This window comes from Rhodococcus sp. FG69, assembly GCF_057808915.1.
This window is the reverse complement of the sequence record NZ_JBMDIX010000046.1, coordinates 1-25,688: the sequence shown is the minus strand read 5'-3', so window position 1 is coordinate 25,688 and position 25,688 is coordinate 1. Positions and strand designations below refer to the sequence as shown.

23 protein-coding genes and 1 pseudogene are annotated in these 25,688 nt (G+C 63.6%); 14 read left to right on the top strand and 10 right to left on the bottom strand.

Annotated features, from left to right (window positions below; translation table 11 throughout):
• Nucleotides 1-2: 2 nt before the first annotated feature.
• Nucleotides 3-422, top strand: coding sequence for a MerR family transcriptional regulator (locus ACODSO_RS25850; protein WP_489039525.1), 420 nt, complete (start codon nucleotides 3-5; stop codon nucleotides 420-422).
• Between the two features lie 21 nt (nucleotides 423-443).
• On the opposite strand, the gene ACODSO_RS25845 is transcribed toward ACODSO_RS25850, so the two are convergent.
• Entirely contained in the window at nucleotides 444-2,153 is a 1,710-nt protein-coding gene (locus ACODSO_RS25845; protein ID WP_489039524.1) for a ribonuclease J, read from the bottom strand.
• 123 nt (nucleotides 2,154-2,276) lie between these two features.
• Entirely contained in the window at nucleotides 2,277-3,461 is a 1,185-nt protein-coding gene (locus tag ACODSO_RS25840; RefSeq protein WP_489039523.1) for a PucR family transcriptional regulator, read from the bottom strand.
• Between the two features lie 142 nt (nucleotides 3,462-3,603).
• On the opposite strand from ACODSO_RS25840, the gene ACODSO_RS25835 reads away from it, so the two are divergent.
• Together ACODSO_RS25835 and ACODSO_RS25830 are read left to right on the top strand one after the other, a co-directional pair.
• On the top strand, nucleotides 3,604-5,268 hold the full coding sequence (locus ACODSO_RS25835; RefSeq protein ID WP_489039522.1) for an FAD-binding dehydrogenase: 1,665 nt from the start codon (nucleotides 3,604-3,606) through the stop codon (nucleotides 5,266-5,268).
• Between the two features lie 107 nt (nucleotides 5,269-5,375).
• Nucleotides 5,376-5,981: pseudogene (locus ACODSO_RS25830) on the top strand (putative glycolipid-binding domain-containing protein).
• Between the two features lies 1 nt (nucleotide 5,982).
• Here ACODSO_RS25830 and ACODSO_RS25825 read toward each other — a convergent pair.
• Nucleotides 5,983-6,852: a helix-turn-helix transcriptional regulator gene (locus ACODSO_RS25825; protein WP_489039521.1), complete on the bottom strand. Its 870-nt coding sequence runs from the start codon at nucleotides 6,850-6,852 to the stop codon at nucleotides 5,983-5,985.
• Between the two features lie 128 nt (nucleotides 6,853-6,980).
• Here ACODSO_RS25825 and ACODSO_RS25820 point away from each other — a divergent pair, with 128 nt between their 5' ends.
• A complete protein-coding gene (locus ACODSO_RS25820; RefSeq protein ID WP_489039520.1) occupies nucleotides 6,981-8,054 on the top strand; it encodes an aldo/keto reductase in 1,074 nt (357 codons plus the stop codon).
• A gap of 54 nt (nucleotides 8,055-8,108) precedes the next feature.
• Nucleotides 8,109-8,576: a MerR family transcriptional regulator gene (locus tag ACODSO_RS25815; RefSeq protein ID WP_489039519.1), complete on the top strand. Its 468-nt coding sequence runs from the start codon at nucleotides 8,109-8,111 to the stop codon at nucleotides 8,574-8,576.
• Nucleotides 8,577-8,590: 14 nt separating this feature from the next.
• On the opposite strand, the gene ACODSO_RS25810 is transcribed toward ACODSO_RS25815, so the two are convergent.
• Together ACODSO_RS25810 and ACODSO_RS25805 are read right to left on the bottom strand one after the other, a co-directional pair.
• On the bottom strand, nucleotides 8,591-9,895 hold the full coding sequence (locus ACODSO_RS25810) for an aspartate aminotransferase family protein (protein ID WP_489039518.1): 1,305 nt from the start codon (nucleotides 9,893-9,895) through the stop codon (nucleotides 8,591-8,593).
• A 75-nt stretch (nucleotides 9,896-9,970) separates the two neighbouring features.
• Nucleotides 9,971-10,882 carry a LysR family transcriptional regulator gene (locus ACODSO_RS25805; protein ID WP_489039517.1) on the bottom strand — a complete coding sequence of 304 codons (912 nt, stop codon included), beginning with the start codon at nucleotides 10,880-10,882 and terminating at the stop codon, nucleotides 9,971-9,973.
• 72 nt (nucleotides 10,883-10,954) lie between these two features.
• On the opposite strand from ACODSO_RS25805, the gene dapA reads away from it, so the two are divergent.
• The 3 genes from dapA (at nucleotide 10,955) to ACODSO_RS25790 (ending at nucleotide 14,197) form a co-directional block, all read left to right on the top strand.
• Nucleotides 10,955-11,863, top strand: coding sequence for a 4-hydroxy-tetrahydrodipicolinate synthase (gene dapA, locus ACODSO_RS25800; RefSeq protein ID WP_489039516.1), 909 nt, complete (start codon nucleotides 10,955-10,957; stop codon nucleotides 11,861-11,863).
• Between the two features lie 209 nt (nucleotides 11,864-12,072).
• A complete protein-coding gene (locus ACODSO_RS25795; protein ID WP_489039515.1) occupies nucleotides 12,073-13,374 on the top strand; it encodes a lipase family protein in 1,302 nt (433 codons plus the stop codon).
• Between the two features lie 148 nt (nucleotides 13,375-13,522).
• Complete coding sequence (locus ACODSO_RS25790) at nucleotides 13,523-14,197, top strand: YoaK family protein (RefSeq protein WP_489039513.1); 675 nt, start codon at nucleotides 13,523-13,525, stop codon at nucleotides 14,195-14,197.
• 119 nt (nucleotides 14,198-14,316) lie between these two features.
• Here the strand turns inward: ACODSO_RS25790 and ACODSO_RS25785 are convergent, their stop codons facing one another.
• The 4 genes from ACODSO_RS25785 to ACODSO_RS25770 all read right to left on the bottom strand — a co-directional run bounded on the left by ACODSO_RS25785 (nucleotide 14,317) and on the right by ACODSO_RS25770 (nucleotide 18,537).
• Nucleotides 14,317-16,302, bottom strand: a complete 1,986-nt coding sequence (locus tag ACODSO_RS25785) for a hypothetical protein (RefSeq protein WP_489039542.1) — start codon at nucleotides 16,300-16,302, stop codon at nucleotides 14,317-14,319.
• 41 nt (nucleotides 16,303-16,343) lie between these two features.
• Complete coding sequence (locus ACODSO_RS25780; protein ID WP_489039512.1) at nucleotides 16,344-17,585, bottom strand: ATP-grasp domain-containing protein; 1,242 nt, start codon at nucleotides 17,583-17,585, stop codon at nucleotides 16,344-16,346.
• Nucleotides 17,586-17,679: 94 nt separating this feature from the next.
• Nucleotides 17,680-18,021: a DUF1801 domain-containing protein gene (locus ACODSO_RS25775; RefSeq protein WP_489039511.1), complete on the bottom strand. Its 342-nt coding sequence runs from the start codon at nucleotides 18,019-18,021 to the stop codon at nucleotides 17,680-17,682.
• Nucleotides 18,022-18,039: 18 nt separating this feature from the next.
• Nucleotides 18,040-18,537, bottom strand: a complete 498-nt coding sequence (locus ACODSO_RS25770; protein WP_489039510.1) for a hypothetical protein — start codon at nucleotides 18,535-18,537, stop codon at nucleotides 18,040-18,042.
• Between the two features lie 57 nt (nucleotides 18,538-18,594).
• On the opposite strand from ACODSO_RS25770, the gene ACODSO_RS25765 reads away from it, so the two are divergent.
• The 5 genes from ACODSO_RS25765 to ACODSO_RS25745 all read left to right on the top strand — a co-directional run bounded on the left by ACODSO_RS25765 (nucleotide 18,595) and on the right by ACODSO_RS25745 (nucleotide 23,582).
• Nucleotides 18,595-20,028, top strand: coding sequence for a GGDEF domain-containing protein (locus ACODSO_RS25765; protein WP_489039509.1), 1,434 nt, complete (start codon nucleotides 18,595-18,597; stop codon nucleotides 20,026-20,028).
• A 12-nt stretch (nucleotides 20,029-20,040) separates the two neighbouring features.
• Complete coding sequence (locus ACODSO_RS25760) at nucleotides 20,041-20,514, top strand: NUDIX hydrolase (RefSeq protein WP_489039508.1); 474 nt, start codon at nucleotides 20,041-20,043, stop codon at nucleotides 20,512-20,514.
• A 121-nt stretch (nucleotides 20,515-20,635) separates the two neighbouring features.
• Entirely contained in the window at nucleotides 20,636-21,835 is a 1,200-nt protein-coding gene (locus ACODSO_RS25755; protein WP_489039507.1) for an acyl-CoA dehydrogenase family protein, read from the top strand.
• Entirely contained in the window at nucleotides 21,832-22,854 is a 1,023-nt protein-coding gene (locus ACODSO_RS25750) for a phosphotransferase family protein (protein WP_489039506.1), read from the top strand. The genes ACODSO_RS25755 and ACODSO_RS25750 overlap by 4 nt, the downstream gene beginning before the upstream one ends.
• Nucleotides 22,851-23,582, top strand: coding sequence for an SDR family oxidoreductase (locus ACODSO_RS25745; RefSeq protein ID WP_489039505.1), 732 nt, complete (start codon nucleotides 22,851-22,853; stop codon nucleotides 23,580-23,582). Before ACODSO_RS25750 ends, ACODSO_RS25745 begins: the two co-directional genes overlap by 4 nt.
• A 3-nt stretch (nucleotides 23,583-23,585) precedes the next feature.
• Here the strand turns inward: ACODSO_RS25745 and pdxR are convergent, their stop codons facing one another.
• Entirely contained in the window at nucleotides 23,586-24,998 is a 1,413-nt protein-coding gene (gene pdxR, locus ACODSO_RS25740) for a MocR-like pyridoxine biosynthesis transcription factor PdxR (protein ID WP_489039504.1), read from the bottom strand.
• Nucleotides 24,999-25,046: 48 nt separating this feature from the next.
• Here pdxR and ACODSO_RS25735 point away from each other — a divergent pair, with 48 nt between their 5' ends.
• Entirely contained in the window at nucleotides 25,047-25,502 is a 456-nt protein-coding gene (locus tag ACODSO_RS25735; protein ID WP_489039503.1) for a carboxymuconolactone decarboxylase family protein, read from the top strand.
• Nucleotides 25,503-25,688: the final 186 nt, after the last annotated feature.

Sequence of the window (25,688 nt, the reverse complement as noted above, 5' to 3'; positions counted from 1 at the left end):
ACATGGTGGAAGACCGCGATCTGCACATGCAGATCGGTGAAGTGGCGCAGCGAACCGAACTGTCCATTCGCACGGTTCGCCACTACGACGACGTCGGGCTGGTCACACCGTCGGCTCGTAGCGTCGGCGGATTCCGGCTCTACACCGAAGCCGACGTCGAACGGTTGCTCGTCATTCGGCGGATGAAGCCGCTCGATTTCACGCTCGCCGAGATGAAGCAACTCCTCGAATCCTTGGATACGTTGTCCGATGGTGCATCCGACCGTTCGTCCGACGATGACGCCCGTGCTTCGGCTGCTGCATTCGTTCGGCAGTGTCATGCCAAGGCCGAGGAGAGTTGTAACAACCTGCGCAGGCAGCTCGCCTACGCCGAAGAGCTCACCGAGCTGCTGTCGACGCGCGGAGCTGCCGCGCAGATTTGATGCTTGCCAGCCTTCGACGCTCTAGCCGTCTACGACGACCGGAACGACGAGGGGCTGACGACCCAGACTCTGCTTGGCCCAGCGGGCAGCTTCCTGAACGATTCGCCTTTCGATTCTCTCCCTCGATGCAACGCTGCTGTCGCTCTCACGGGTGAGTGCTTTGCCGATCGCAGGCCCGAGCGCATTGAAAGTATTTGCGTCGTGGGCGAATCCGCGACCGATAAAGTCGACGTCGTCGACCAGCAATCCGGTATCGGGGTCGACGATGGCAATGACGGTCAGGACGCCTTCGCTGCCGAGAAGTCGACGCTCGGCAAGTGAATCCTCGGTCACTCCACCGACGGAGCTGGCGTCGACGTAGATCAGCTCGATCGGTGTGCGGCCGGTGATGCTGGCGATGCCGTCGTGCAGATCGATCACGCTACCGTTCTCGGCGATGAGCACACGATCTCGGGGGACTCCGGTGCGGATCGCGAGGTCGGCATTGGCGCGCAGGTGTCGTGATTCACCGTGAACGGGAAGCACATTGGCGGGCTCAAGGATGTTGTAGCAGTACACGAGCTCTCCGGCGCTCGCGTGCCCGGAGACGTGCACCTTGGCGTTGCCCTTGTGGACCACGTGCGCACCCTTGTCGACGAGACCGTTGATCACCCGGTAGATGGCGTTTTCGTTGCCCGGGATCAGGCTGCTGGCCATCAGGACGGTATCGCCGTCGCCGACCTTGATCTGGTGTTCGCCGGAGGCCATGCGCGAGAGTGCAGCCAGTGGTTCGCCCTGTGACCCGGTGCAGATGAGTGTGATCTTGTGCGCCGGTAGGCGATTGAGCTTCGGGAGGTCGACCACCAGGCCGTCCGGCACGGTGAGGTAGCCGAGATCCGTTGCAATCTTCATGTTGCGCACCATCGAACGTCCGACGAACGCAACTTTGCGTCCCTGCGCGTGTGCGGCGTCGAGGACCTGTTGGATGCGGTGGACGTGGCTGGCGAAGCTCGAGACGATCACCCGTCCCGACGTTTCGCGGAACACCTTCTCGATGGCCGGGACCAGATCTCGTTCCGAGACCATGAATCCCGGCACTTCGGCGTTGGTGGAATCGATGAGCAGAAGGTCGAGACCCTCCTCGCCGAGTCTGGCGAAGCCCCGCAGGTCCGTGATCCGGCCGTCCAGCGGGAACTGGTCCATCTTGAAGTCGCCGGTATGTAGTACAAGTCCAGCATCGGTGCGGATCGCGATCGCGAGCCCGTCCGGGATGGAGTGATTGACGGCGAGGAATTCGAGTTCGAAGGGGCCTTCCTGGCGCGTCTCGCCGGCCGTCACCTCGACCAATTTGGTCGAGACCTTGAACTCTTCGAACTTGGCGGCCAGGAAGTGAAGCGTCAGCCTGGAGCCGATGACGGGTATGTCGCCGCGCTCACGAAGGAGATAGGGGACACCACCGATGTGGTCCTCGTGGCCGTGCGTCAGCACAATTGCGATGACGTCGTCGAGCCGATCGCGGATGAAACTCCAGTCGGGAAGAATGACGTCGACGCCCGGTTGATGCTCTTCAGGGAACAGCACTCCGCAATCGACGATGAGCAGTTTGCCCTCGTACTCGAACACAGTCATGTTTCGGCCGATCTCGCCGAGGCCACCGGTCGCGACGACGCGAAGGTGTCCTGGCTTGGGTGCAGCGGCGGGCCGCGGCCCCGACTTGGCCGGTGACTTTCGTGAGCGTGAGGTTCTCGACATGAAACTCACGTTACGGGAGGGTCCGAATCCGACGTCACCCCAGGTCCGTGGACGCGAGGTTGTCTCGTGCCGTCTCCGATAGCCGCGCCTCGAGCAGGGTGCACCACACCGATCATGATCGATTCAGGTATTGGCGAGTTGGCGGAGCTGGAGCGCGGTGTCGAGGGCGAGCCGGTGCCATCCATGTCGTGGATCTCTGCCGGTCAGCTCGCGGGCACGACGGAGCCGGTAGCGCAGAGTTTGCGGATGAATCCGCAGCTCGGACGCCGCGGCGGTTGCGGTGCCGGTGGCTATGAACGCCGACACACCGTCGAGAATATGACCGTTGGCGGCCTCGGTCAGCGGTCCGAGCACGGCCCGCACTACCGCCGTCGTATCCGCTGTGGGCCGGGCCGTCAGGAGGGCCAGCAACTGCGCATCGCCCTCGTCGAGCACAGACCTGTCCTGAAACGCGTGCGCGGGAGCGGTGTCGAGCGCTTCCGAGGCCACCCTGTACGAGACGCTGACGTCTCCGAGCGGTCGTCTCTCGACGAGGCATCCATGCACCAGCAGCGTCCGACAGGCGTCGTCGACCTTCTCGAGGGTGACAGTGTTGGGAAGCAGCAGAATTGCGCGTTGTTCGCGCCGGGTACAGAGGTGGCTGGGGCGGGTGTGTGTTGTCAGTTCGAACCTTGTCAGCAGCGCGTCGATGGTTTTGTCCGTGATCGGCGCGTCGATCGACTGTGCGATGAGAAGATGCGGGTGCGCCGGTAGCTCGATTCCGAGTTCGCGGGAGCGGTCGGAGAGGGCGCCGGGAGATGTTCGACGGCCGACGACGAGATCATCGAGCAACGTTGCCTGTGCTTGATTGCGATTCGACGTAAGTTGTTCGCGGGCAGTGGTGTACGCCTCGGTGATCTCCTCGGAAATCGCATCGACGGCCTCGAGCACGGTGACGCTGAGTTCGACGACATCGGAGGGATCGAGATCGTCGAGGTATACCCCTCCGACGTGCCGTAGGAACACACTCGACGCGACGCGATACGCCCGGAGGACGTCGGTCAACGGTCGTCCGTCCGATGCGCGTGCGGCGCCGATCGCTCGGAAGCGGCTCTGATCTCGTTGGTCGACCACCTCGGATCCGTCCGACCACACTGTGATCAACCGTCGTAGTGACCAGAACGCGATGGCTTCGACATCGGCCAACTGGGGCCCATGCAGATCTCGATACGCGGGGATCGACGTCCGGATCGCGTCGACGGCCGTCGCGACGACGCTGGTCAGGTCTTGTTCGATGTGTGCGACGACGTTCTCGCGAGCACTGGCCATCGAGTTACCCCCCTGCGTGACGTGTTTGTCATCCAGTGACAAACCATATCGTCAGTTCACACCAATTCGTTGAGTTCTCCGTGCACCATGAGCACAGTCGAGGGGCGAGGGAAGGAACGGGTGCCGAGTGAAGGAGTGGGGTATGGACGCAGACGTCATCGTGGTCGGAGCGGGACTTGCCGGATTGGTGGCGACCGCGGAGCTCGCCGATGCAGGCAAGCGAGTCCTGTTGCTCGATCAGGAACCGGAGCAGAACCTGGGTGGGCAGGCGTTCTGGTCGCTCGGCGGTTTGTTCATGGTCGACACCCCCGAGCAGCGGCGCATGGGCATCAAAGACTCACCCGAATTGGCGTGGCAGGACTGGCTCGGAAGCGCGACATTCGACCGAGGAGTCGACGATCCCGCGGGCGAGGATTACTGGGGACACCAGTGGGCGCAGGCCTACCTGAACTTCGCAGCAGGGGAGAAGCGGTCCTGGCTCCACGCACAAGGCGTGCGGTGGGTTCCGATCGTCGGGTGGGCCGAGCGCGGCGGCTACCTCGCCGAAGGCCACGGAAATTCGGTTCCCCGCTTTCATCTGACCTGGGGCACCGGCCCTGGTGTAGTGGCGCCGTTCGAACGGAGGGTCCGCGAGGCGGCCGCCAAAGGCTTGGTGCGCTTTGCATTTCGTCATCGAGTCGACGAGTTGACCGCCACGGCAGGCGTCGTCGACGGCGTCCGAGGCGCAGTCCTCGAGCCCAGTACTTCCGAGCGTGGCTCGGGGAGTACCCGCGTCGAGGTCGGCGAGTTCGACCTACGTGCAGGTGCCGTGTTGGTGACAGCAGGTGGCATCGGCTCGAATCACGATCTGGTGCGCGAGAATTGGCCCGCGCGTTTGGGTACGGCTCCGAAACGGATGATCTCCGGCGTGCCCGAGCATGTCGATGGTCGGATGCTTGGGATCACCGAGCGTGCAGGCGGTCGGCTCGTCAACAAGGATCGAATGTGGCACTACACCGAGGGCATCAAGAACTGGAACCCGATCTGGAAGAACCATGGAATTCGCATCATTCCCGGGCCGTCGTCGATGTGGTTCGATGCGCGTGGGCAACGATTCCCGGTTCCGAACTTCCCCGGGTTCGACACCCTCGGCACACTGAAAGCCATCCAGGACAGCGGGTACGACTACTCCTGGTTCGTCCTTACGCAGAAGATCGTCGAGAAGGAATTCGCGCTGTCCGGGTCGGAGCAGAACCCCGACATCACCGGCAAGAACCTCAAACTCGTGCTCGGACGGGTTCTGCCCGGAGCCAGCGAACCGGTCGAGGCCTTCAAGAAGAACGGGGAGGACTTCGTCGTCGCGGATTCCCTGCGTGAGCTTGTGGTGGGCATGAACAGGATCTCCGGGGACGACCTGATCGACCTTGCCGATCTGCAGCGTCAGATCGTTGCTCGTGACCGTGAAGTCGACAATCCGTTCACCAAGGATCTGCAGATTTCGGCTATCCACAACTCCCGACGATCGCGCGGTGAGCGAATCGCGCGTACTGCCGCGCCGCACAAGATCCTCGATCCGAAGTCCGGTCCACTGATCGCGGTGCGGCTGAACATCATCACCCGGAAGACATTGGGAGGCATTCAGACCGACCTCGACGGGCGGGTCCTCGATGCCGAAGGCTCCGCTGTGCCCGGCTTGTGGGCGGCCGGTGAGATCGCTGGGTTCGGTGGCGGCGGCGTACACGGCTACCGATCACTCGAAGGTACTTTCCTCGGTGGGTGCATCTTCGGCGGGCGACAGGCTGGTCGTGCGTTGGCCGCGCAGGCCTGAGTCACCCGGTCGAAGTTTTGGGCCACTGACGCCGACCTCGACCGCCCGGAAGACCGCATCGATAGGTTTCGGCACGCTGTTCATTCGACGGAGAAGGAGACCGCACGATGGCAATCGACACGGGTCGGCTCGCTGCACTCCCTGCGACCGCAGCGTGGAGGCACCTCGGACTCCGAGCCGGCTTCGAGATCGCGCACTTCGCGACCAGCACCAGAGACGGCATGACCCGGCTGTGGGGAAACAGCCTGATCGTGGAAGACGGGGTCGGCTACGCAGTGCCCTACAGCGTCAGCGTCGACGAGAACTGGAAGACCTGCGAGGCCACCATCGAGACGCACACCCGAGAGTCGACGCGGACGACCCAACTCCTACGCGACGAGCGAGGCAGTTGGACCGTCGACGGAAGGGCCCGGCCGGATCTCGCGGGCTGCATCGATATCGATCTCGAAGCATCCGTCGTGACCAACACCCTGCCCATCCATAGGCTCGGCGAAAATTCGGGTGTGCACGCGCTGAAAGCGGTGTAGGTGCGAAGCGACTGCACGGTCGACGTCTTGGATCAGACCTACGACATCCCGGCCATCGATTCAAACCGATTTCACTGCGCGTACACCGCGCCTCGGTTCGACTTCACAGCCGACTTGCACTACGACGAAACAGGATTGATCCTCGACTATCCCGGATTGGCACTACGCGAACCGGTTGGAGCCTGACTCAGATCGTCCGCAGGTGTCGCTTCTTTCGCTGTTCGGCGATGCGTGCGAGTTCGTCGAGCGCGGACTGTGATCGAGGGTCGGCAGCTCGGTAGATGATGAGGCGAAGATCTGGGTCTCCGAGTGGGTTGAGTACGTCGAAGCTCACGGTGACAGGTCCGACGAGTGGGTGGTCCATCGGCTTGTCGCCCTGCGCCCGTACCGAGACTTCGCGTGAGCGCCAGTAGCGTGCGAACTCGTCGCTACCCTCTTCGAGTTCCTGGATGAGTCGTGCCAACTCGTCGTCGTGCGCATGACCTGCCCAGGCTGCACGCAGATCGGAGACGGCACCCCGGACAACGTCGTCGCGTTGGCCGTAGAAGCCGTCGAAGCGACTGTCCAGGAAACACATTCGCAGGACATTGCGATCGTGATCGGATCGGTCACCGAGGTCGAGCAGCAGCGTGGCCATGACGTCGTTCCAGGCCAGGATGTCGAGTCGATGGTTGAGGACCATGGCGGGCAGAGGGCTGACGTCGAAAACCAGCTGTGCAAGTCCGCTGGGCACGCTCGGTCGGGTGAATCGCTCCGGGAGCCGGTGCCCGGCCAGAGTGAACAAATATCCGGTCTGGTCGGTCGTCAGCTTCAGTGCGACGGACAACGACCGAACTACCTGGGGTGACGGCCGAACCTCGCGTGCCTGCTCCAATCGAATCAGGTAGTCGACGCTCACTCCCGCGAGCGCTGCTACCTCTTCGCGTCGAAGTCCCGGTGTCCGCGTCGAACTGATGCGCGGCGGGAGCCCAACATCGGCTGGTTGTAGCGCTTCGCGTCGTGTGCGCAGGAATACCGCCAGCTCCTGGCGTGCGATGGACGGCGGCGACGGATTCACGGTCTCCAGGCTAGGCGAGACTGCGGCAATCAGCCTGGTACAGAACTTCCCAGGATATTCACGCCCTTCCCCGACGACGGCGGAGAGAACACGGTCGGTGGGGCCGACACACCGACGAAAGGGCTGCAATGACGACTTTGGACGAGTACCGGTTGCTAGGACGATCCGGGCTGCGCGTTTCACCACTATCGCTGGGAACCATGACATTCGGTGACGCTTGGGGTTGGGGAGCTGACAGGGAAACGTCACGGCAGATCTTCGACGCGTATGTCGAGGCCGGCGGCAACATGGTCGATACCGCCAGCATCTACACCGACGGCCAGTCCGAGCAGTATCTTGGCGAGTTCGTCCGGGACCGTCGGGAGTCGGTGGTGATCGCGACGAAATATTCGGGAACCCGCAATCCGACTGACCCCAACGCGGGAGGTGGAAATCGCAAGAGTCTGATCGGATCTGTCGAAGCCAGCCTCCGCAACCTCGGAACTGACTACATCGACCTGCTGTATCTGCACGCGTGGGATGGACTCACCCCCGGCGACGAGATCATCGCTGCGCTGGGTGAACTGGTCCGCGGCGGCAAAGTCCTCTATCTGGGCATCTCCGACACTCCTGCGTGGGAGGTCTCCCGAATGCAGACCATCGCCGAGCTTCGGGGGTGGCCCACTCTTGCGGCATTGCAAGTCGAGTACAGCCTCATCGAGCGATCGACCGAACGTGACCTGATTCCGATGGCCGCAGATCTCGGTCTCGGCGTGATTCCTTGGGCGCCACTGGGTGGTGGCGTGCTCACCGGTAAGTACACCGCCGCAGACCTGATAGCTCCTGGACCTGACGTCCCGGGTGGCACCCGTCGCGAACACGCGGTAGCGAACCAGACATTGACCACCCGAGGCCTGGAGATTTCGGACGTTGTCGTCGAGATCGCACGAGAAACCGGCGTGACTGCAGCGCGAATCGCGCTCGCCTGGACGCTCCGGAATCCAGCGGTGGTCAGTTCGCTGATCGGTGCTCGCACGCCGGAACAGTTGCAGGACAACCTTGGCGCGCTCGATATCGAACTAGACGACGAGCACTGGAAGAGGCTCGACGACGTCAGCGCAGTGGATCTTGGATTCCCTCATGAGTTCCTGATGAGGCCGATGGTGCGCGGCGTCGCGAACGGAAGAACCCGAACCCGTCCGCGTCACCCGGTTCGCAGGTAGTCATTCCTTGGCTCGGCGGTGTACGGCGCGCTGAACCAGGGCTACCTTCGAGTCATGGCGACCGTGGATTTGATGGGTAAGGCGCTGGCAGCGCTGGCGGCAGCGGACACACCGATGACGATGGACGTCGTTCACGGGCTGGTCGACCCTGGTGAGGTAACCGATCCTCTCGCTATCTCCGAGGTGGCCGAACTGCTCGATCTTTCACCGCACACGCTGCGCTACTACGAGAGATGTGGCCTGATCGAGGTGGACCGCGATTCGCACGGTCACCGGCAGTACGACGCCGTGGCGGTGCGAAGGCTCGTATTTCTCTCGCGAATGCGCCTGTCGGGCATGCCGATGCGGGACCTGCAGCAGTACATCCAACTCGTCGACCGCGGGGACGTCACTGTCCCGGAACGGCTCGACATCCTCGTCGAACACCGCGACACCATCCGTCGGCAGATACGGGAGCTTCAATTATCCTTGGCGGCAACCGAATACAAGATCGCCACCTATGGTGGAGCCGTGGGTCCCTAGCGTCGAAGTGGTGCTCACGAAGCAGCGAGAACCGCTTTGATGGACGCGTCGAGGATGTCGATTCCGTCGTGTAGTTCGTCTTCGTTCGTCGTCAACGGGGGCGCGATTCGGAAGATGCCTCCCATGCCGGGCAGTTGCACGATGTTGAGGTGCAGCCCGCGTTCGAGGCACGCAGTTGTCACAGCGTGCCCCAGGGCGTCGGCAGGCGCCTTGGTGGTTTTGTCGGTGACGAACTCGATCCCACGCAGCAATCCGCGGCCCCGAACATCACCGACCACCTCGTAGGTATCGCGCAGCGCGTCGAGTCGATCCACGAGTTGCTCGCCCAACTTCGCGGCGCGTTCGACCAGGCTGTCGCGTTCGATGACGTCGAGGACGGTGTTGGCAACAGTGGCGGCGAGGGGATCGGACGCATGCGTGGTGAGGAACAAGAACCCACGCTCGCGACACACCTCCTCGATCCTGTCGCCGGTGACGACGGCGGCCACCGGAAGGCCGGCGCCGAGTGTCTTCGACAGCGTCAGAATGTCCGGCACGACGCCGTCACGCTCGAACGCATACATCTGACCGGTCCGACCGAGTCCGGTCTGGGCTTCATCGAGGATGAGCAGCATCCCGCGCTCGACACACAACTCCTTCAGGCGCGCGAGGTAGCCGACAGGCGGATCGATGATGCCTCCGGACGACAGGATCGGTTCGACCAGGCATGCCGCGAGCGCGCCGGTCGACTGCCTGTCCACCAACGAGAAGCCATACGCCAGTTCGGTTTCCCAGTCATAGGAGCCGTCGATATGCCGGAACTGTGGGCGATAGGAGTCCGGGGTCGGCAGGGTCAGATTGCCCGGCATCGTCGGGCCGTATCCCCGGCGGCCGGCGGAGAAGGTTGCTGCTGCGGCGCCAGAGGTCATGCCGTGCCAGGACCGGTCGAAAGAGACGACCTCGTACCCACCGGTGTAGAGCTTGGCCATCTTCAGCGCGGCCTCGTTGGCCTCGGCGCCGGTTGTCAGCAGCAGTGTTCTGGTCAAGTCCGCAGGCAAGGTTGCCGCAAGCTTCTTCGCCAAATCCACCACCGGCCTGCTCAGCATGCCGCTGAACAGGTGGTCGAGTGTTGCGACCGACTCGGACACCGCCCTGACGATATCGGGGTGAGAGTGACCGAGGACCGCGCTCATCTGCCCCGAAGTGAAGTCGAGGATTGCGCGACCCTCGCTGTCGTACACGTACGCCCCTGCTGCACGCTCGATAATGCGAGGGGTGAAGCTAGTGCCGTAACGAACGAGATGGCGATCGGCATCGTCCCAGAAGCTGTCGGTGCTCACGGCGTCTCCTCGGGTATGGTCGGCCGGTGTCGGCTGTCGTGCGAACGACCACAGAATAGCCCGCGCCGACATGCTTCATACGAACGAACTTGACGCCGCGCCTGACAATTCGGTGACCAATGCTCGGATCGACGGGCTCGACTGTGCGCTACGACGCCACGCTGCATGCACCTCTCGCGTCGGTGGCCGCTGCAGTGCCAGTGCGACGAGATCATCTCCGAGAGGCGGGCGGGCGAGGCGGGGGATGAGTGCGATGACATTCGTGGATGCAACCAATGCGAGTTGGCTGGAGAAGTCGTCGACGAGATGTCGAACGTCAGGAGCCTCGGGGAGGTCCGCTACCAGCCGTCGAAACCATTGGTGACACACGGTTCCCGATGGGCTCGTCACCCATGAGTGGCCCTGCAGTGCTGCGGGAGTCAGCGGCAGAGTGAGCTGTGCGAGGGGATGTCGTCGGTGTACGACGATGTCGCCGAAGTCGGTGTGTACGAGGCTCCGATCGAGCGAGAAAGGCATCGGTGCGGGCAGACCGTCCGCGTCGTGGACCAGCGCGACATCGGCGGATCCGGTGTCCACGCTGTGCAGTGCGCGCTCGGGATCCTGCTCGGTGATTCGGATTTCGAGATCCGGGCACTCGCTCGCCAGCCTGCCCGCCGCGGTCGCCAGTAGGCCGCGAATGGCGGTCGAGAAAGCGACGATGCGCAGGGTGCCCCGCGGATCGCCTTCGGCCACGGACTGCGCTGCCCCCGCGCACCGCTCGAGGGCGTCGAACACGTCGGGGGACGAGTCGACGATGGCCCGGCCTGCGGGCGTCAGCACGACTCCCCGGCCCGCAGGTGCGAGCACCTCGACCCCGACTTGGCGTTCCAGTCGCTTGATCTGCTGCGACACCGCGGATGCGGTGAATCCGAGTTCGCGGGCTGCCCGCGCCAGAGTCCCGAGCGCGGCAACCGTGCGCAGCGCGTGCAATGCGGCAACATCGATCATGAAGCAAGATTACGCAATATTGCAAAGAAAGCATCGCTGGACCATTGGTATCGGAGTGCGCACACTCGGCCTATGAACAGTGAACAGCTCTTCGGGTCCAACCTCGTCGCCATGGTCACGCCGATGGGCGCTGGCGGCGCCGTGGATGGATCCAGCCTGGACCGGCTCGTCGAACACTTGATTGCCACCCGGTGCGACGGCGTCGTCGTGGCAGGCACGGCAGGTGAGGCACCCACGCTCACCGATACCGAGACGGCGGGGCTGATCGAATCGGTGGCTGCGAAGGCGAACGGCCGAGCACGGGTGATCGCAGGAGTCGGCACCAACGACACTGCGTCGAGCGTCGAGCGTGCTCGTCGGGCCGAGGTGGCAGGGGCGGATGCGCTGCTGGTCGTCTGCCCGTACTACTCGCGGCCGACGCAGGCCGGAATCGTTGCACATTGCACAGCGGTGGCCGACGCGACGGACCTGCCGGTGATGCTTTACGACGTCCCTGCGCGCACTGGGACCGCGATGGAAGCGGCGACACTCGTCGAACTTGCGGGTCACCCGAACATTCGCGCTGTCAAAGACGCGAAAGGCGATGTGTTCGAGGCCATGTCAGTGATGTCGCGGACTTCGCTCGACTACTACTGCGGCATCGACGAGCTGAACTTGCCGTACCTTGCCATCGGTGCAACGGGACTCGTCAGCGTCGTGGGAAACGTTGTGGCAGAACAGAACGGCGAACTCATATATCTGGTCCGTGACGGCGATCTCGAATCGGCTCGTCGTCTGCAGTCGCGACTGCTGCCGTTCGCCGATGCAGTCATGAGGACATCGCAGGGGGCAATCATGGCAAAGGTGGCGCTGCACGCCCTCGGTGTCATCGACGATGCGGCAGTGCGACTTCCACTGGTCGAGTCGCCGCAGGAGCACGTGCAGCGGCTAACGGCGACGCTCGCTCACCTGCCGATCACGTCCAGTCCGGTGCGCACGTGATACCGCTGTCGACTATTCCGATGCACAGTAATTCGATTGTTGATTGTGCACAATGTGCAGCGCACACCCACTGTGCAAAGGCAGATCGAAACACGCTGCGTAGAAGCAACCCTTTTGTCCTGTTCGAGTCCTCCCGGTCGGATGCAGAAGGCTGCTCCCGGTCGAATCGGGTTACTGTGACTGTAAGAACCGGATAAAAAGGGTGTGGGATGAGCGTCGACAGAGAAACCGGCAGTGCGCCGTGGCAGTCCGAGGAGTCACCTCGGCCCCGACGGGCGATACTGCCTGCCGACGACCCGTTCTACACCGCGCCGGAAGGCTTCGAGACGGCTGAGCCAGGGACCGTTCTGCGTCATCGTGAGGTCGAGGTCGCCCTCTACGGAGCGATCCCGCAGCAGGTCGATGCGTGGCAACTGCTGTATCGAACCAACGATCTCCACGACAACCCGCAGGTCAGCGTCACGACGATCTTGATGCAGCGCGGAAGCGTCGCGGAAGCTCCCCGTCTGTTGTCCTATCAGTGCGCCATCGATGCCGTGTCTTCTGTGTGCTTCCCGTCGTATGCAATGCAGCGCGGCGCGAAGGCATGGGGAGCTGTACCGCAATTCGAGTTCGTACTCGTGCTGCACGCGTTGCGCCGCGGCTGGGTCATCTCCATTCCCGACCACGAGGGGCCGGACGGGCACTGGGGATCACCCCGCGAGCCCGGATACTGCACGCTCGACGCAGTGCGGGCGTCGCTGAGATTCGCGCCACTCGGATTGTCGTACGACACTCCGGTCGGACTGTGGGGATACTCCGGTGGCGGACTAGCGACGTCGTGGGCTGCCGAGATGGCCGAGACATATGCGCCCGAGATCGACATCGTCGGTGCCGCCCTCGGATCACCCGTCGGAGACCCCGCGTCAGCCTTCATGCGGCTCAACGCGACGCTGCACGCGGGACTGCCTACGTTGGTTGTGGAGGGTCTTCGGCGTACCTACCCTGACCTGGACCGAGTCGTGCGTGAACACGTCAACGCCGAAGGTCTGGCACTGCTCGACTCCGTCGACGACCTCACCACCGTCGCGGCAGTCCGGAAACTCGCGCGACACGACCTCGACAGGTACATCGACATCCCGCTGGCGGACCTGCTGGCCAAGCCCGAAATTCTCGACGTGTTCGAGGAGATTCAGCCGGGACGTAGTGCACCCGCCGTACCTATGCTCGTCGTCCAGGCGGTACACGACCAGATCATTGCGGTCGACGACGTCGACGGTCAGGTGGATCGCTACCTCGACAACGGCGCACACGTGACGTATCTGCGTGATCGGCTCAGCGAGCATCTGTCCCTGCATCCACTGTCGGCGCCGTTGACGCTCGACTGGCTGCAGGACAGGTTCGACGGTCGGCCGGTACCACCGTCAGGCATCACGACGGTCTGGTCGACGGCATCGTCGTTCGGGGCGGTGCGTGATCTGTTCGCGTTGGCATGGTCGGCGACGTTGGCGTTGCTGGGTCGCCAACTCTGACTCCAGTTGGTCTGGGAGGCTCCGCCTCCAGTAGCACGGTTAAGCGCACTGGGCTGCACTCAACCGCGCCACTGGTGCGGAGCGCCACTGCACGACTGGTGCGGAGCGCCACTGCACGACTGGTGCGGAGCGCCACTAAGGTTTTCGCATGACCGACAAGACGCGCTCACCGTGGCTCCTGCTGGTGCTCTCGTTCGGAGCAGGCGCAACCGACGCGTTCGCGTTCCTGGCTCTGGGTGGAATCTTCACTGCCAACATGACCGGCAACCTGGTGTTGGTCGGACTAGTAGGACGAGACGACTACCTCGCCACCTTTGTCGGAGCGGCCGTTTCGATCGCTGTGTTCTTCGTCGTGCTTCTCGTCGGATTCCGCTACGCGCACACGACGACTCGATCACCCGTTCGGTCGACGAGAATGTTGCTCGGCGTGGCGGCGGGAGTCCAGGTCGCGAGCCTCGCGGCCTGGTGGATCCTGCACAGTCCGACCGATCCGATCGTCGTCGACGGACTCGTCGCGCTGTCGGCGGCGGCGATGGCACTCCAGACAGTCGTCGCACGCACGTCCGCGGTAGGTGGTGGGCTGTCGACGACATTCGTCACCGGAACGATGGTGAACGTCGTCGACGACCTTGCCCGCGGTGACACCGAATACCTGGCGCTGCGGATCGGTGCTATCGCAGCGCTGGTCGTCGGATCGTTTGCGGGAGCAGTGTCGATTTTCACCGCGCCGCAACACGGGCCGATCGTGTCCGTCGTGACTGGCTGTACTGCGTTGGCACTGGCCGTGTTCGGAGTTCGCCGGTCGAAGCGCGCGGCGAGCTAGCACCTTTTTTGCCGACCTAGCACAGGCGCTATGACGTGAAAACCCGTGCCAGCTTTGCAAAAACCGTGCCAGCTTTGCAAAAACCGTGCTAGCTCGGCAACCTAGCTCGGCGGCAGAACCTAAGTCGACGCTCCGGGCATCCGATCTGCACCCCAGCTACGCTCGATGTACCCGACCGTCGCCTCGATGTCTGCAGCGGGAACCTTCTCCGGCTCACCGTGTTCGAGCGGATCGGTGTGGAAGATGTACAGCCGAGACGCGAACTGCTCGAACGGAAGTGAGCCCTCGCCCGCTCGTTCGCCGTTGCTCGCCGTCCCGACGACGACGCCGTCTCCCCAGTCCTGTCCGCTGTCGTTGTTGGGGTTGAAGAAGTAGACCCGCATGACAGCATCGGGATCGAGTGCGACGCGCAAGATCGTGATGGCATGCCAGCCGACGTACCGAGCTGCGCTGTCGGTGACGGCAATTCCCGCCGGTTGCGGGTGGACAAGAGGCTGACCGCCGTTGTACTCCAAGTGATACGACGCATAGAACCCACGCAGGAACTCGTCGAGGTCGATCAGCTTTCCGGTCTCGACGTCGACGTTGATGTTGAATCCGCGCGCCGACCACCACCCGTGGAACTCGGGGTTGACCCAGCGATGCGGATCGCCCGGCCGATTTGCGCACTGCCTGATCATCTCGGCGTAGATACGGTCGAGGTGCGGCACCACCAACTGTGACACGGGATCGAGGTCCACCGGTGAGGAAGTCGCGACTCCTCCCGAGCTGTCGTTGGACGAGAGCGGCTGCCCCTCGAAATGCATCACGATCTCGTCGTCGCGCGCCGCCCACACGACCATCTGCAGCAGGTAGTCCGGGTCGTTGTACGCCCACATCGACAGTGCCCGTGCGGATTGACAGGTCGGATTGTCGCCCTGTCCGATGCCGAGGGGTTGCCCGAGCATCGACAGCAAGCCTCCGAGCAATCTGGCCTCGGGCTCCGGAGTCGGTCCGAAGATGTCGAGCAGGCGTTGACGTACCTCGGGCGCGAGACGGAGAGCCAGTTGGCGCCACAGTGACGGAACGATCGGGGGCTGGTGCAGAATTCCACGGTCGAGAAGTAGCGCGATTCCGTACAGGCATTGTGCGGATTCGGGGTGCACGGCCTCGACGATCAAGCAGTGCACCAACTCTGGATATCGCTGCAGGCAGGTCCGACCGGTTTCGGAGACACCGAGCGCCTCGCCGAGCAGGTACGTGTTGTGCTCGATCAGGAAGCGCGCGAGCGTCGCGTGGTACGGCGACACGAGGCCGGTGTCGTGCATGGCGCGCGCAAAACCGCGCGCCTCGAACTCCAGACCCTCGGCGTCCATCGCGCCGAGACGCGAGCGATAGACGTCGACGCCAGGATCCTCACGGCACGCCTCGGTCGGCCCGAACAACGCCGAGATCAGACGATCGAGTCCTTGGCCTGATGCGCCGAGATCGACGTCGGGATCTTCTCGGTACACCGCGATGCGAGTGACCATCGCCTTGACGTGATCGACCTGAATCGGCCGTTGGCGCAACACTCGCCAGATCTCGTCGCCGAGTTCTCCGAGCACGCTGTCGTAGCCGATCTGGTCAGCGACGTACGCGAACAGGTCACGAATCAGATGCGCTACGCGGCCGAGTCGCACTCGCTCCGCCTCCGACGGCGACGAGAACAACACCTCCAGGTTCATCGCCAGAATCTGCGACAGGAATCGCTTGGCGTCCTCGGCGCTGATCGCCGGATGGTCGTACTCGCCCGCGGCGATCGCGACCAACCGCAGCTCGCTGGTTGCCTCGAGTACGACCGTGTCGATCACGCCGCTGCGCAAACTCGGTCCGACGAAGCCCGGCACGAGAATATCCGGGTGTGCCCAGTCGGTACCGATGAACAAGCCCGCTTCGTCGAGAACTGCAGCGCGGGAACGAACTTCGGCGCAGCCACCAGGACGCGTCAACACCCGATGAAGCGAGTCGAGGACTCGTCGTACCTTCGTGCCCTTGGAGAAGTCCGGCGCGGCAGCCAGTGCATGGGTGGCGTGATCGAGCTGCGCGAGTCGCGAAACCAGCGCTTGGTCGACGGGCGCGTCCAGTGTTTGCGACGGTCCGTTGTCGGCGTTCCCGAGATCCTGCCTCACACGTAGAAGTCCAGTTCTTCCTGGTGCTTCAACAGATCCCGCATTCGGTAGGGGTCGTCGCCGAAGAAATACAGCAGACCCCAGTGAGTTCCGAACGCTGTGCGCTTGGTGACGGTCTCCTCGACCGGCGCGGACAAGTCGTTCGTCTCGTAGTAGTCGTCTTCTGCGGTCGCTTCCGGGATCTCGAGATGGCTGACGACGCGTCGACGCGGGTAGACGCCGAAGCATCCGGCGTGACCGGCGGCATCGACGACCTCGCGAGGGAAGAAGGCGTCGATTTCCTCCTCGGTCGTCTTGGGGTCGAAGGCCAGAGCAAGACCCTGGTAGGCGTTGAACCCGTACGCCCGCTCGAGAAGTTCGAATACCTTGAATCCCGGTGGCCGATACGCAACTTCGCCGAAGTACATCTCACCGTCACTCGTGACGAAGTACTCGGGATGAACGAACCCGAATTCGATGTCGAAGGTCTTGATGAGCTTCTCGATCTGAGCGGTGATCTGCGGCCGGTATCGCTCCAGTTCCGGTGTGGCAGGAACGAATACCGAGTAGCCGAGCGTCACGTACTCGGATATGTTGAGGAACTTGATCTTTCCATTGTGGATCCACGCCTCGACTGCGAATTCCCAACCGTCGAGGTGCGATTCCATCAGCACGGGGAATTCGTCGTCGGGAATCGAGTCGACCTCGTCGGGAGTCCTGATGACTCGGTGTCCGAGGCACCCGGCCTTGTCGAAGGCCTTGAGGTGGATGGGGTCGTTGGGATCGCCGTCGAGCTTGAGCAGCGTCTGGTTGACCCGGCGCAGGAATCGTATGACGTCCTCGCGGTCGTGCGCTTCCTCGAAGATTCCGACGCGGATACCGCCGAGCTGCGCGCGTCGCTTCATCAGCGCCTTGTCGCGCAGGAGCATGGCCTGGCCGAACAGTCGTGGGTTGCCGAGCAATACGGAATTGATCGCCCCGGCCCACTCCACCGTCTCTTCGTACAGCGGGATCGCGACGTCGACGCCTTCGTCCTGCAGCGTTTCGGCGATCTCCAGCGAACGATCGTTGAGGCGTTCGAAGTTCCACGGGAGGAAGGGAATGTCGTGCTCGGTGCAGTACGGCTCGGCCCATTCCGGGGCCACTACCAGGTATCTACGGTCGAATGCATCCAGTGCTTCCACTGCCGCCAGGCTCCAGCCCAGCAGTGCGACGTAGCCCTTGTCCGGATTCTTCTCCAGTCGTGTGGGCTGCGGCATACAAGTCCTTTCCGTCGGGGATCTTTCGGTCAGGTCGTCTTGTCCACCGTACAGAGGGGGCGTGCAGGCTCCAGCAAGGGTTCAGCCCAGGGGTTCAACCCCGGTTGGCCTCTACGGCGCTCCGCACCAGGTCCTCGAACGCCTCGGTATGGAGGAGATCACCGTCGTGGATATCGATCGCTCGCCGCGTGCCTGCATCGAGGCTGGCATTGAAGATGTTCGACGGATCCTCCAGCGATGCACCCTTCGCGAAGGTCACCTTGACCTTGTCCTTGTAGGTCTCCACGGTGCAGATCAGGCCGTCGAGACTGAAGGTCGGCACGCCGTCGGGATTGGACGCCTTGCGCCACTTGGCTTCCTCGACGACGCCTGGAGCTGCGGTCACGATCGAATCGCGAACCGCATCGACGATGTCCTTGCGCCAATCTCCGCTCATGGGTTCAGACGATACGGGTCACTGCCTCCACAGGCGGCGAATGACGTACAGATTTGCGGCGAGCAGTGCCACGTAGGGCACGACGAACAAGACTGTGCCGACGGGTGTCAGCGCCGACACCCAGCTGTCGGGGCCGGGATCAGCAGGGCGAACGACGAGGTCTGCCGTACCGGCGTACACGAGGATTGCCATGCTCACAGCCGTCGCGACGTTTCCTGCCGTCGAGATCCATCGTCCGGCTCGAAATCTGGAGATCATCACAAGCGCGCCGATGCACGAAACCACCATGATGGGCGCGAAGATCACGAGACCGAATACGGCGTAGAGGTTCCAGTTGCTCAGCACCGCCGGAATCAGTCCGTCACGACTCCCCAGGATCACCACGGCGGGTGTGGTCAGCGCCAGCAGCAACAGCGGCGCCAGTCCGACGCCGATCACCCAACCGACATCCCGGACGCCGCGAGTCGCAGGTGGCCCTTCCACCGGCGTTTCGGGGTGTTTGTCCGCTTCGTGCACCTCACGAGAGTGCCATATACAACGGTGATACACGTCTCCGTCTGGAACAATCGACGAGTGGTCGACCACAGGGCGTTGCGCCGCGAATCGTTGGTGCGGATTCTTGCCGTCGTCAGAGGCCTCGGTGTCGGGGACAGTCTCGACGTCATTCTCGCTCGCATCACCGACGCCGTCGTCGACGTACTGGGATTCGGAGCGGTGGTCGTCAACGTGAAAGTGCCTGGTGGCGGCCTGGTCGTCACGACTGCGGTGGGGCCGCCGGAGGTGCGTGACATGGTGGGCGAGACGATGTCGCACGAGACGTGGATCGACTTGCTTGCGGTGTGTGAGCAGTGGGGTGAGCTGCGGTTCCACGAGAACCTCTCGAAGGTCGACGTGGACGGTGACGTCGCCTACCGCGACCCCAACCGCGAGCACTACCTCGCTCCACCCGAGGCGGATGCCGACCATGTGTGGCGTCCCGAGTACGCCCTTCTGGCTCCGATGTGGTCCGGGCCGAAGGAATTGCTCGGAGTTCTCAGCGTCGATCTTCCCGCGTCGGGACTCGTCCCGGATGCCGAGCAGCGCGCGATGCTCGAGCTGTTCGCCGGTCAAGCTGGTGCTGCCATCGCCGAAGCAGCGCGTATTGGAAGCGCACACGACGAGCAACTTCAGTACCGTGTCGTGTTCCTCGATTCCCCCATTCCCACTGCAATGCTCGGGTTGGATTCTTGCATCGTCGAGGTGAACCAGGCTTTCGAACAGCTCGTGGGGAAGTCCGATCAGGAACTGCGTGGGCTCGACCTCAGCGCAGTGTTCGGCGGCGAAGGCGAGCACCTCGGCATCCTCGATCAGCAGGTGCTGCGAACGGACGGAGAGGACCGTTGGGCCCACGTGAGGCTGCAGAAGATCGAGGGAGCGTCGGGCACCCGATACGTGTGCACGGCGGAGGACCGTACCGCCGAGCACCGAGCCCTCGACGGCCTACGGCTCCGAGCCGAGCGTGACGACCTCACCGGTCTGTGGATCCGCAGCGTTGCGCTGATCGAGCTGGCCGACCGGATGCGAGACCTCCGCGACACCGAGGTGGTTGCGTTCCTGTACTGCGATCTCGACGGCTTCAAAGCGATCAACGACGAGTACGGCCACCTCGTCGGCGATCAGGTCCTGGTGGACATCGCGGCCCGCATCGCGGGCTGCGCCCACGTCGACGACAGGGTGTGTCGACTTGGCGGGGACGAATTCGCTGTCGTCGCGACCCGCGAAACGATCGAGGAGATCGAGGACCTGGCTGATAGGTGCGCCAGCGACGATGCACGAGACGACCATGCGCGGGACGAGGACAGTGGCGTGCACTCGGATCGGGTGGGCATGTCCGTCGGAGTATGCGCTGTTACCGCACGGGCGTCGGGTCGGCACGCACCCGATTTCGTCGTCGAATCGGCGGATTCGATGCTGTACCGCGCCAAACGGCACGGTGGACGCACGTGGCGAATCACGACCCTCGACTGACACAGTAGGGCGATGCCGAAAACGAGCGCTGGGATTCTCCCGTTCCGACGACGAGGCGATGTAGTGGAAGTGCTGATCGGCCACCCGGGCGGCCCGTTCTGGGCACGGAAGGACGACGGCGCCTGGTCCGTGATCAAAGGCGAGTACACGGACGAGGACCCCCTGGCCGCTGCTCGACGTGAGTTCCGCGAGGAGACGGGCATCGAGGTTCCCGACGGCGAGGCGGTGGAACTGCCGAAGATCGTCCAGAAGGGCGGGAAGGTGGTGACCGTGTTCGCAGTCGAAGCTGATTTGGATGCTGTGGGCTCGAGTACGGCGCACTTCGTCAGCAACACGTTCGAGACCGAGTGGCCGCCGAGGTCGGGTCGGATGCAGTCGTTTCCGGAGATCGACAGGATCGCCTGGTTCTCGGTGGCGGAGGCGCGGGTGAAACTCCTCGCGGCGCAGGCGGTGGTTCTCGACGCCCTGCCCCCGGTGCGCGCATGAACACCGCCGACCGTCACTCGAGCATGCACCGTGGGTATTGACGCGCAGCGACTGCTCGTGCAAATCTGAACCCCGACCGAGCGATCGCTCGGTCGTTCCCGAAGCCCGAAGGAGCGCTTCTGTGTCGATCGATCTGACGTACTCGCCCGAAGTTCAGGCCCTGATCGACAAGACGCGAACCTTCGTTCGGAACGAGATCCTGCCGATCGAGGACAAGTTTCTCGGCAACATCGAGGACGCAGGCGGCGACGAGCTGCGGGTATCGATGCAGCGCGCAGCCAAGGACGCGGGTGTCTTCGCTCCGCATGCACCGGTCGAGTACGGGGGAGCGGGCTTGAACATGAGCGACCGTGCGCCTGTGTTCGAGGAAGGTGGCTACTCGCTGTTCGGTCCCGTCGCCCTCAATATCGGCGCGCCCGACGAAGGCAACGTCCACATGCTCGCCCATATCGCCTCGGCCGCGCAGAAGGAGCAATTCCTCGCGCCCCTCGCGGCGGGTGACGTTCGATCCGCCTTCGCGATGACCGAGCCTGCCCCTGGAGCCGGTTCCGACCCGTCTGCGCTGACGACCACTGCGGTGAAGGTCGACGGCGGGTGGAAGGTCGACGGCCACAAGTGGTTCATCACCGGAGCCGACGGGGCAGGCTTCTTCATCATCATGGCCCGCACAGCAGGCAAGCCAGGGGACCGCGGCGGCGCCACGATGTTCCTCGCTCCAGCCGATACTGCAGGGATCGAGGTCGGACGGCACATCGGAACGCTCGACAAGGCCATGATCGGTGGTCACTGCGAGGTCTTCTTCGACAACGTGTTCGTGCCCGACGAGAACGTACTGGGGGCGGTCGACGAGGGCTTCTCCTACGCGCAGGTCCGGCTCGGTCCCGCCCGCATGACTCACGTGATGCGTTGGCTCGGTGCGGCACGACGCGGGCACGACATTGCCGTCGCCCAGGTGGCGCAGCGTGAAGGCTTCGGATCGGTGCTCGGCGACCTCGGCATGGTTCAGAAAATGGTCGCCGACAACGAGATCGATATCGCCGCGACGCGGGCCCTGCTGGTTCAGGCGTGCTTCGCGCTCGATCAGGGCTCGCATGCCGGCAACGAGACCTCGATCGCCAAGACTTTTGCAGCCGAGGCGATATTCCGCATCGTCGACCGCAGCATCCAGATGTGTGGCGGACTCGGTGTATCCGACGATCTGCCTCTGGCGCGACTCTCTCGGGAGGTGCGTCCGTTCCGGGTCTACGACGGCCCGTCCGAGGTCCATCGATGGGCGATCGCCAAGCGAGTCGTCGGAGCAGCGAAAAAGGCGGCACGATGACCGAGCTCGCCGGAATGAATACGCCGGCGCTGACGAAGTTCCTCACCGACAGCGGCGTGACGCTCGTCGGCGACCTGCGGGTCGAACTGATCAGCGGCGGACGATCCAACCTGACGTTCAAGGCGTACGACGAGAAATCGGCGTGGGTGGTTCGCCGCCCTCCGACGAGTGGCCTCACTCCATCCGCGCACGACATGGCTCGCGAATGGGCCGTGACGAGCGCCTTGCAGTCGACCGACGTCCCCGTCGCGAAGACGGTCGCGTTCGACTCCGAGGGCACGGTATTAGGTGCGCCCACAACGGTTGTCGAGTTCGATCCGGGCCGGGTCGTCCGAACGCGCGCGGACCTCGAGGACCTGTCCGATGCCGACATCGACGCCAACACGAGTGAACTGATCCGCGTTCTCGGCCTGTTGCACAGCGTCGACTTCGAGTCCGTCGGGCTAGGATCCTTCGGCAAGCCGGAAGGGTTCGTCGGACGTCAGGTCAAGACCTGGGCGCGACAGTGGGAAGCCGTCAAGACGCGGGAACTGCCGGATGTCGAGCGTCTCCGCGACAAGCTCGCAGCGGCTGTTCCAGCGCGTTCGGGCTCCTCGATCGTGCACGGCGACTACCGCGTCGACAACGTGATCCTGACCGAGGGGAATCCGGGTTCGATTGCTGCCGTAGTCGACTGGGAAATGTCGACGCTCGGTGACCCGCTCACCGACGTCGCATTGATGTGTGTGTACCGACAGCCGATCTTCGACGCAGTGCTGGGAGCGAGTGCCGCGTGGACGAGTGACCGCTATCCGTCGGCCGACGAACTCGCCGAACGCTACAGCCGTGAAACCGGAACCGAGCTGTCGGACTGGAACTTCTACCTCGCGCTGGCGAATTTCAAGCTCGGAGTCATCGGCGAGGGCATCACGCATCGGGCACTCGCTGGATCCGACACCGGGTCCGGTGCAGCTGCCGCAGCGGAAGCGACGCACGAGTTCATGGCCGCTGGGCTTCGAGCGATGGAGGGCAAGGAATGAAGTCTGCACTGATCACCGGCGGATCCCGCGGCATCGGACACGGAATCGCCATGCGCATGGCCGAATTGGGATATTCGTTGACGATCACCGCGCGCGATTCGACGGCACTCGACGCAGTCGCCGAGGGGCTCGAGGCTGCGGGTGCTCCGCGAGTGGTGACGGTGGCTGCCGACCTCGCCGATCGTGATGCCGCCGACCGAATAGTCGAGGCACACGCGTCGGCGTTCGGATCGATGGATGCGCTGGTGCTCAATGCCGGTGTCGGAACTGCAGGTTCGATTGCCGACTATCCGATGCGCAGGTTCGACAAGACACTCGACGTCAACTTCCGGGCGCCGTTCCAGGTGCTGCAGAACTCCATTCCGCTGCTGCGGCGCGGCGTCGAAGAGAATCCTGACAGTGGCGCCAAGGTCATCGCGCTCGCTTCCATGGCCGGTGTGTACTCGGAAGCGGGCTTGGCGGTCTACGGAGCGACGAAGGCGGCGATGCTGTCGCTGGTCGAGACCTTGAATGCAGAGGAAAGCGGAAATGGAATCAGCGGAACCTCCATCGCGCCAGGCTATGTCGACACCGATATGAGCGACTGGACGAAAGACAAGATCCCCGCCGACACCATGATTCGCGTCGGTGACATCGTCGAGCTCGCGGCCAGTGTGCTGAGACTGTCCTCGCGAGCCGTCGTACCGCGTCTGGTGGTCACGAGGGCGGGTGCTGGGTTGGGGGCCTGAGCCCTACCCTCGCCGCCGGTCCGGCGCGGTGAGAGCAAGAACCGAGACGAGCGCGTTCACGGCCGCGGTGTAGGAGCCGTCGCTCGGAGCCGAGAAGCCCACGAGTACAGCATCCGTGGTGTCGGTCAGCGCAAGCGGGTGCCGGAACCACTGCAGCCCCTCGAGTGCGATTCCTGCCTCGCCGGCCATGCGCAGTACCGTCTTCTCGGTTCCTTCAGGAAGGGTGAGGACGGCTTGCAGTCCGGCGGAGATTCCCATCGTTCCGATGTGCGGGGCGTGCTGAGCGAGAACCCGTGACAATTCGTCGCGGCGCCTGCGATACTTCGACCGCATTGCGCGGACATGGCGATCGTATGCGCCGCTGGTGATGAGCTCGGCGAGCGTCAGCTGATCGACGACGCCGACCGTGCCCTCGCGGACGCCCTTGATGGCGAGGATCGGATCGTGAAGGTGCTCGGGAACGACCATCCACCCGACACGGATCGCCGGGGACATGCTCTTGGAGACCGATCCCAGGTACAACACCCGATCCGGGTCGAGCGCCTGCATGGCTCCCACCGGGTTTCGGTCGTAGCGGAACTCTCCGTCGTAGTCGTCCTCGACGACGAGACCGTCGTGTGTACGGGCCCATCTGACTGCGGCGGTTCGCCGCGCGGGGTGCAGCGGAGCGCCCGTCGGAAACTGGTGACTCGGCGTGAGGACGACCGTCCGAGCAGGTGTCGAAGCCAGATGGTCTACGAAACAGCCGTTCTCGTCTACCGGAACGGAGATCGTCGGCCCGGTCTCCTCGAAGATTCTGCGGTGGAACGGCAGACCATAGGATTCGAGCGCGAACGGAGCCGTACTCTGCAGCCGCGTCAGGAACCCCGCTGCCTGCATGAACCCCGAACAGACGAAGATTCGACGCGGATCCGTCGAGACACCTCGGGTCCGAGCGAGGTAGCCCGCGAGCGCGCGCCGTAACTCGATGCGTCCGTGTGGGTCTCCCGGTCCGAAGGCGTCGACGGGTGCTTTGCCGACCGCCCGCCTGGCCGCAGCAAGCCAGGCGGTTCGTGGGAACGACCCCGCGTCGGGACGGCCAGGACGGAAGTCGAACGTCGGTCGCAGCTGAGGCGGCACGGTCGAGGTAGGGATGTCCGCCGTGGTCGTGGCCCGGTGTGCGACGCGGGTGCCGGATCCCTGTCGGGCTTCGAGCCAGCCTTCGGACACGAGTTCGGCGTACGTCTCTGCGACGGTGTTGCGGGCGATGTCCAGGTCTTTCGCGAGAGTGCGGTACGACGGCAGCATCGTGCCCGGTTCGAGGCGACCGGATCCGACGGCCTCGCGCAGCGCCCGTCCGAGGGCTGCTTTGCGGGAGCCGTCGGCCGCCAGGTTCAGGTGCAGGTCGAATCCGGAATTGACCTCGTGTTTGGGCATCGAATTGCACCTTACAGATGGTCAACTTAGGTCGTAGCGTTCTCCTCCATGACAACACGAATCAACTTCGCCGCCGCGTCCCCTGCCGTCCGCACAGCGCTCGTTGCGCTGGACGTTTCGAGCCGAGACGGTATCGACCCCACGATTGCCGAATTGATCAAGATTCGCGCTTCACAGATCAACGGCTGCGCATACTGCGTGCACATGCACACCACGGATGCTCGCAAAGCCGGGGAGAGCGAGGAGCGGCTCGCGCTCGTCTCGGTGTGGCGCGATGCGCCGAACTTCTTCGACGAGCGAGAGCAGGCCGTTCTGGCGCTGACCGAGGCGGTCACACTGATCTCCGACGATGGAGTTTCCGACGAGGTGTACGGGCGCGTCGCGCAGCATTTCGACGAGCACCAGATCGCACAGTTGATCGCCCAGATCTTCACGATCAATGCCTGGAACCGAATCGGCGTGACGACCCACATGATCCCTGGAGTGGGCAACGTTCCTGCATGATGACAGCGCTTCGGTGCCGCGCCTCGTGATGAATCATCGAGCTCGAGATAAGCGCGTATTTGTGACCGAAAACCGTGCAGGTTGCGCAGTTGAAAAACCAACTATTGCGCTGACTGCTGATTCTTGGTTGTGTCCTAGTAGTACTTTGTTAGGTCGGCGTGTCGGCTCGAGTTTTCCGTCGATTCT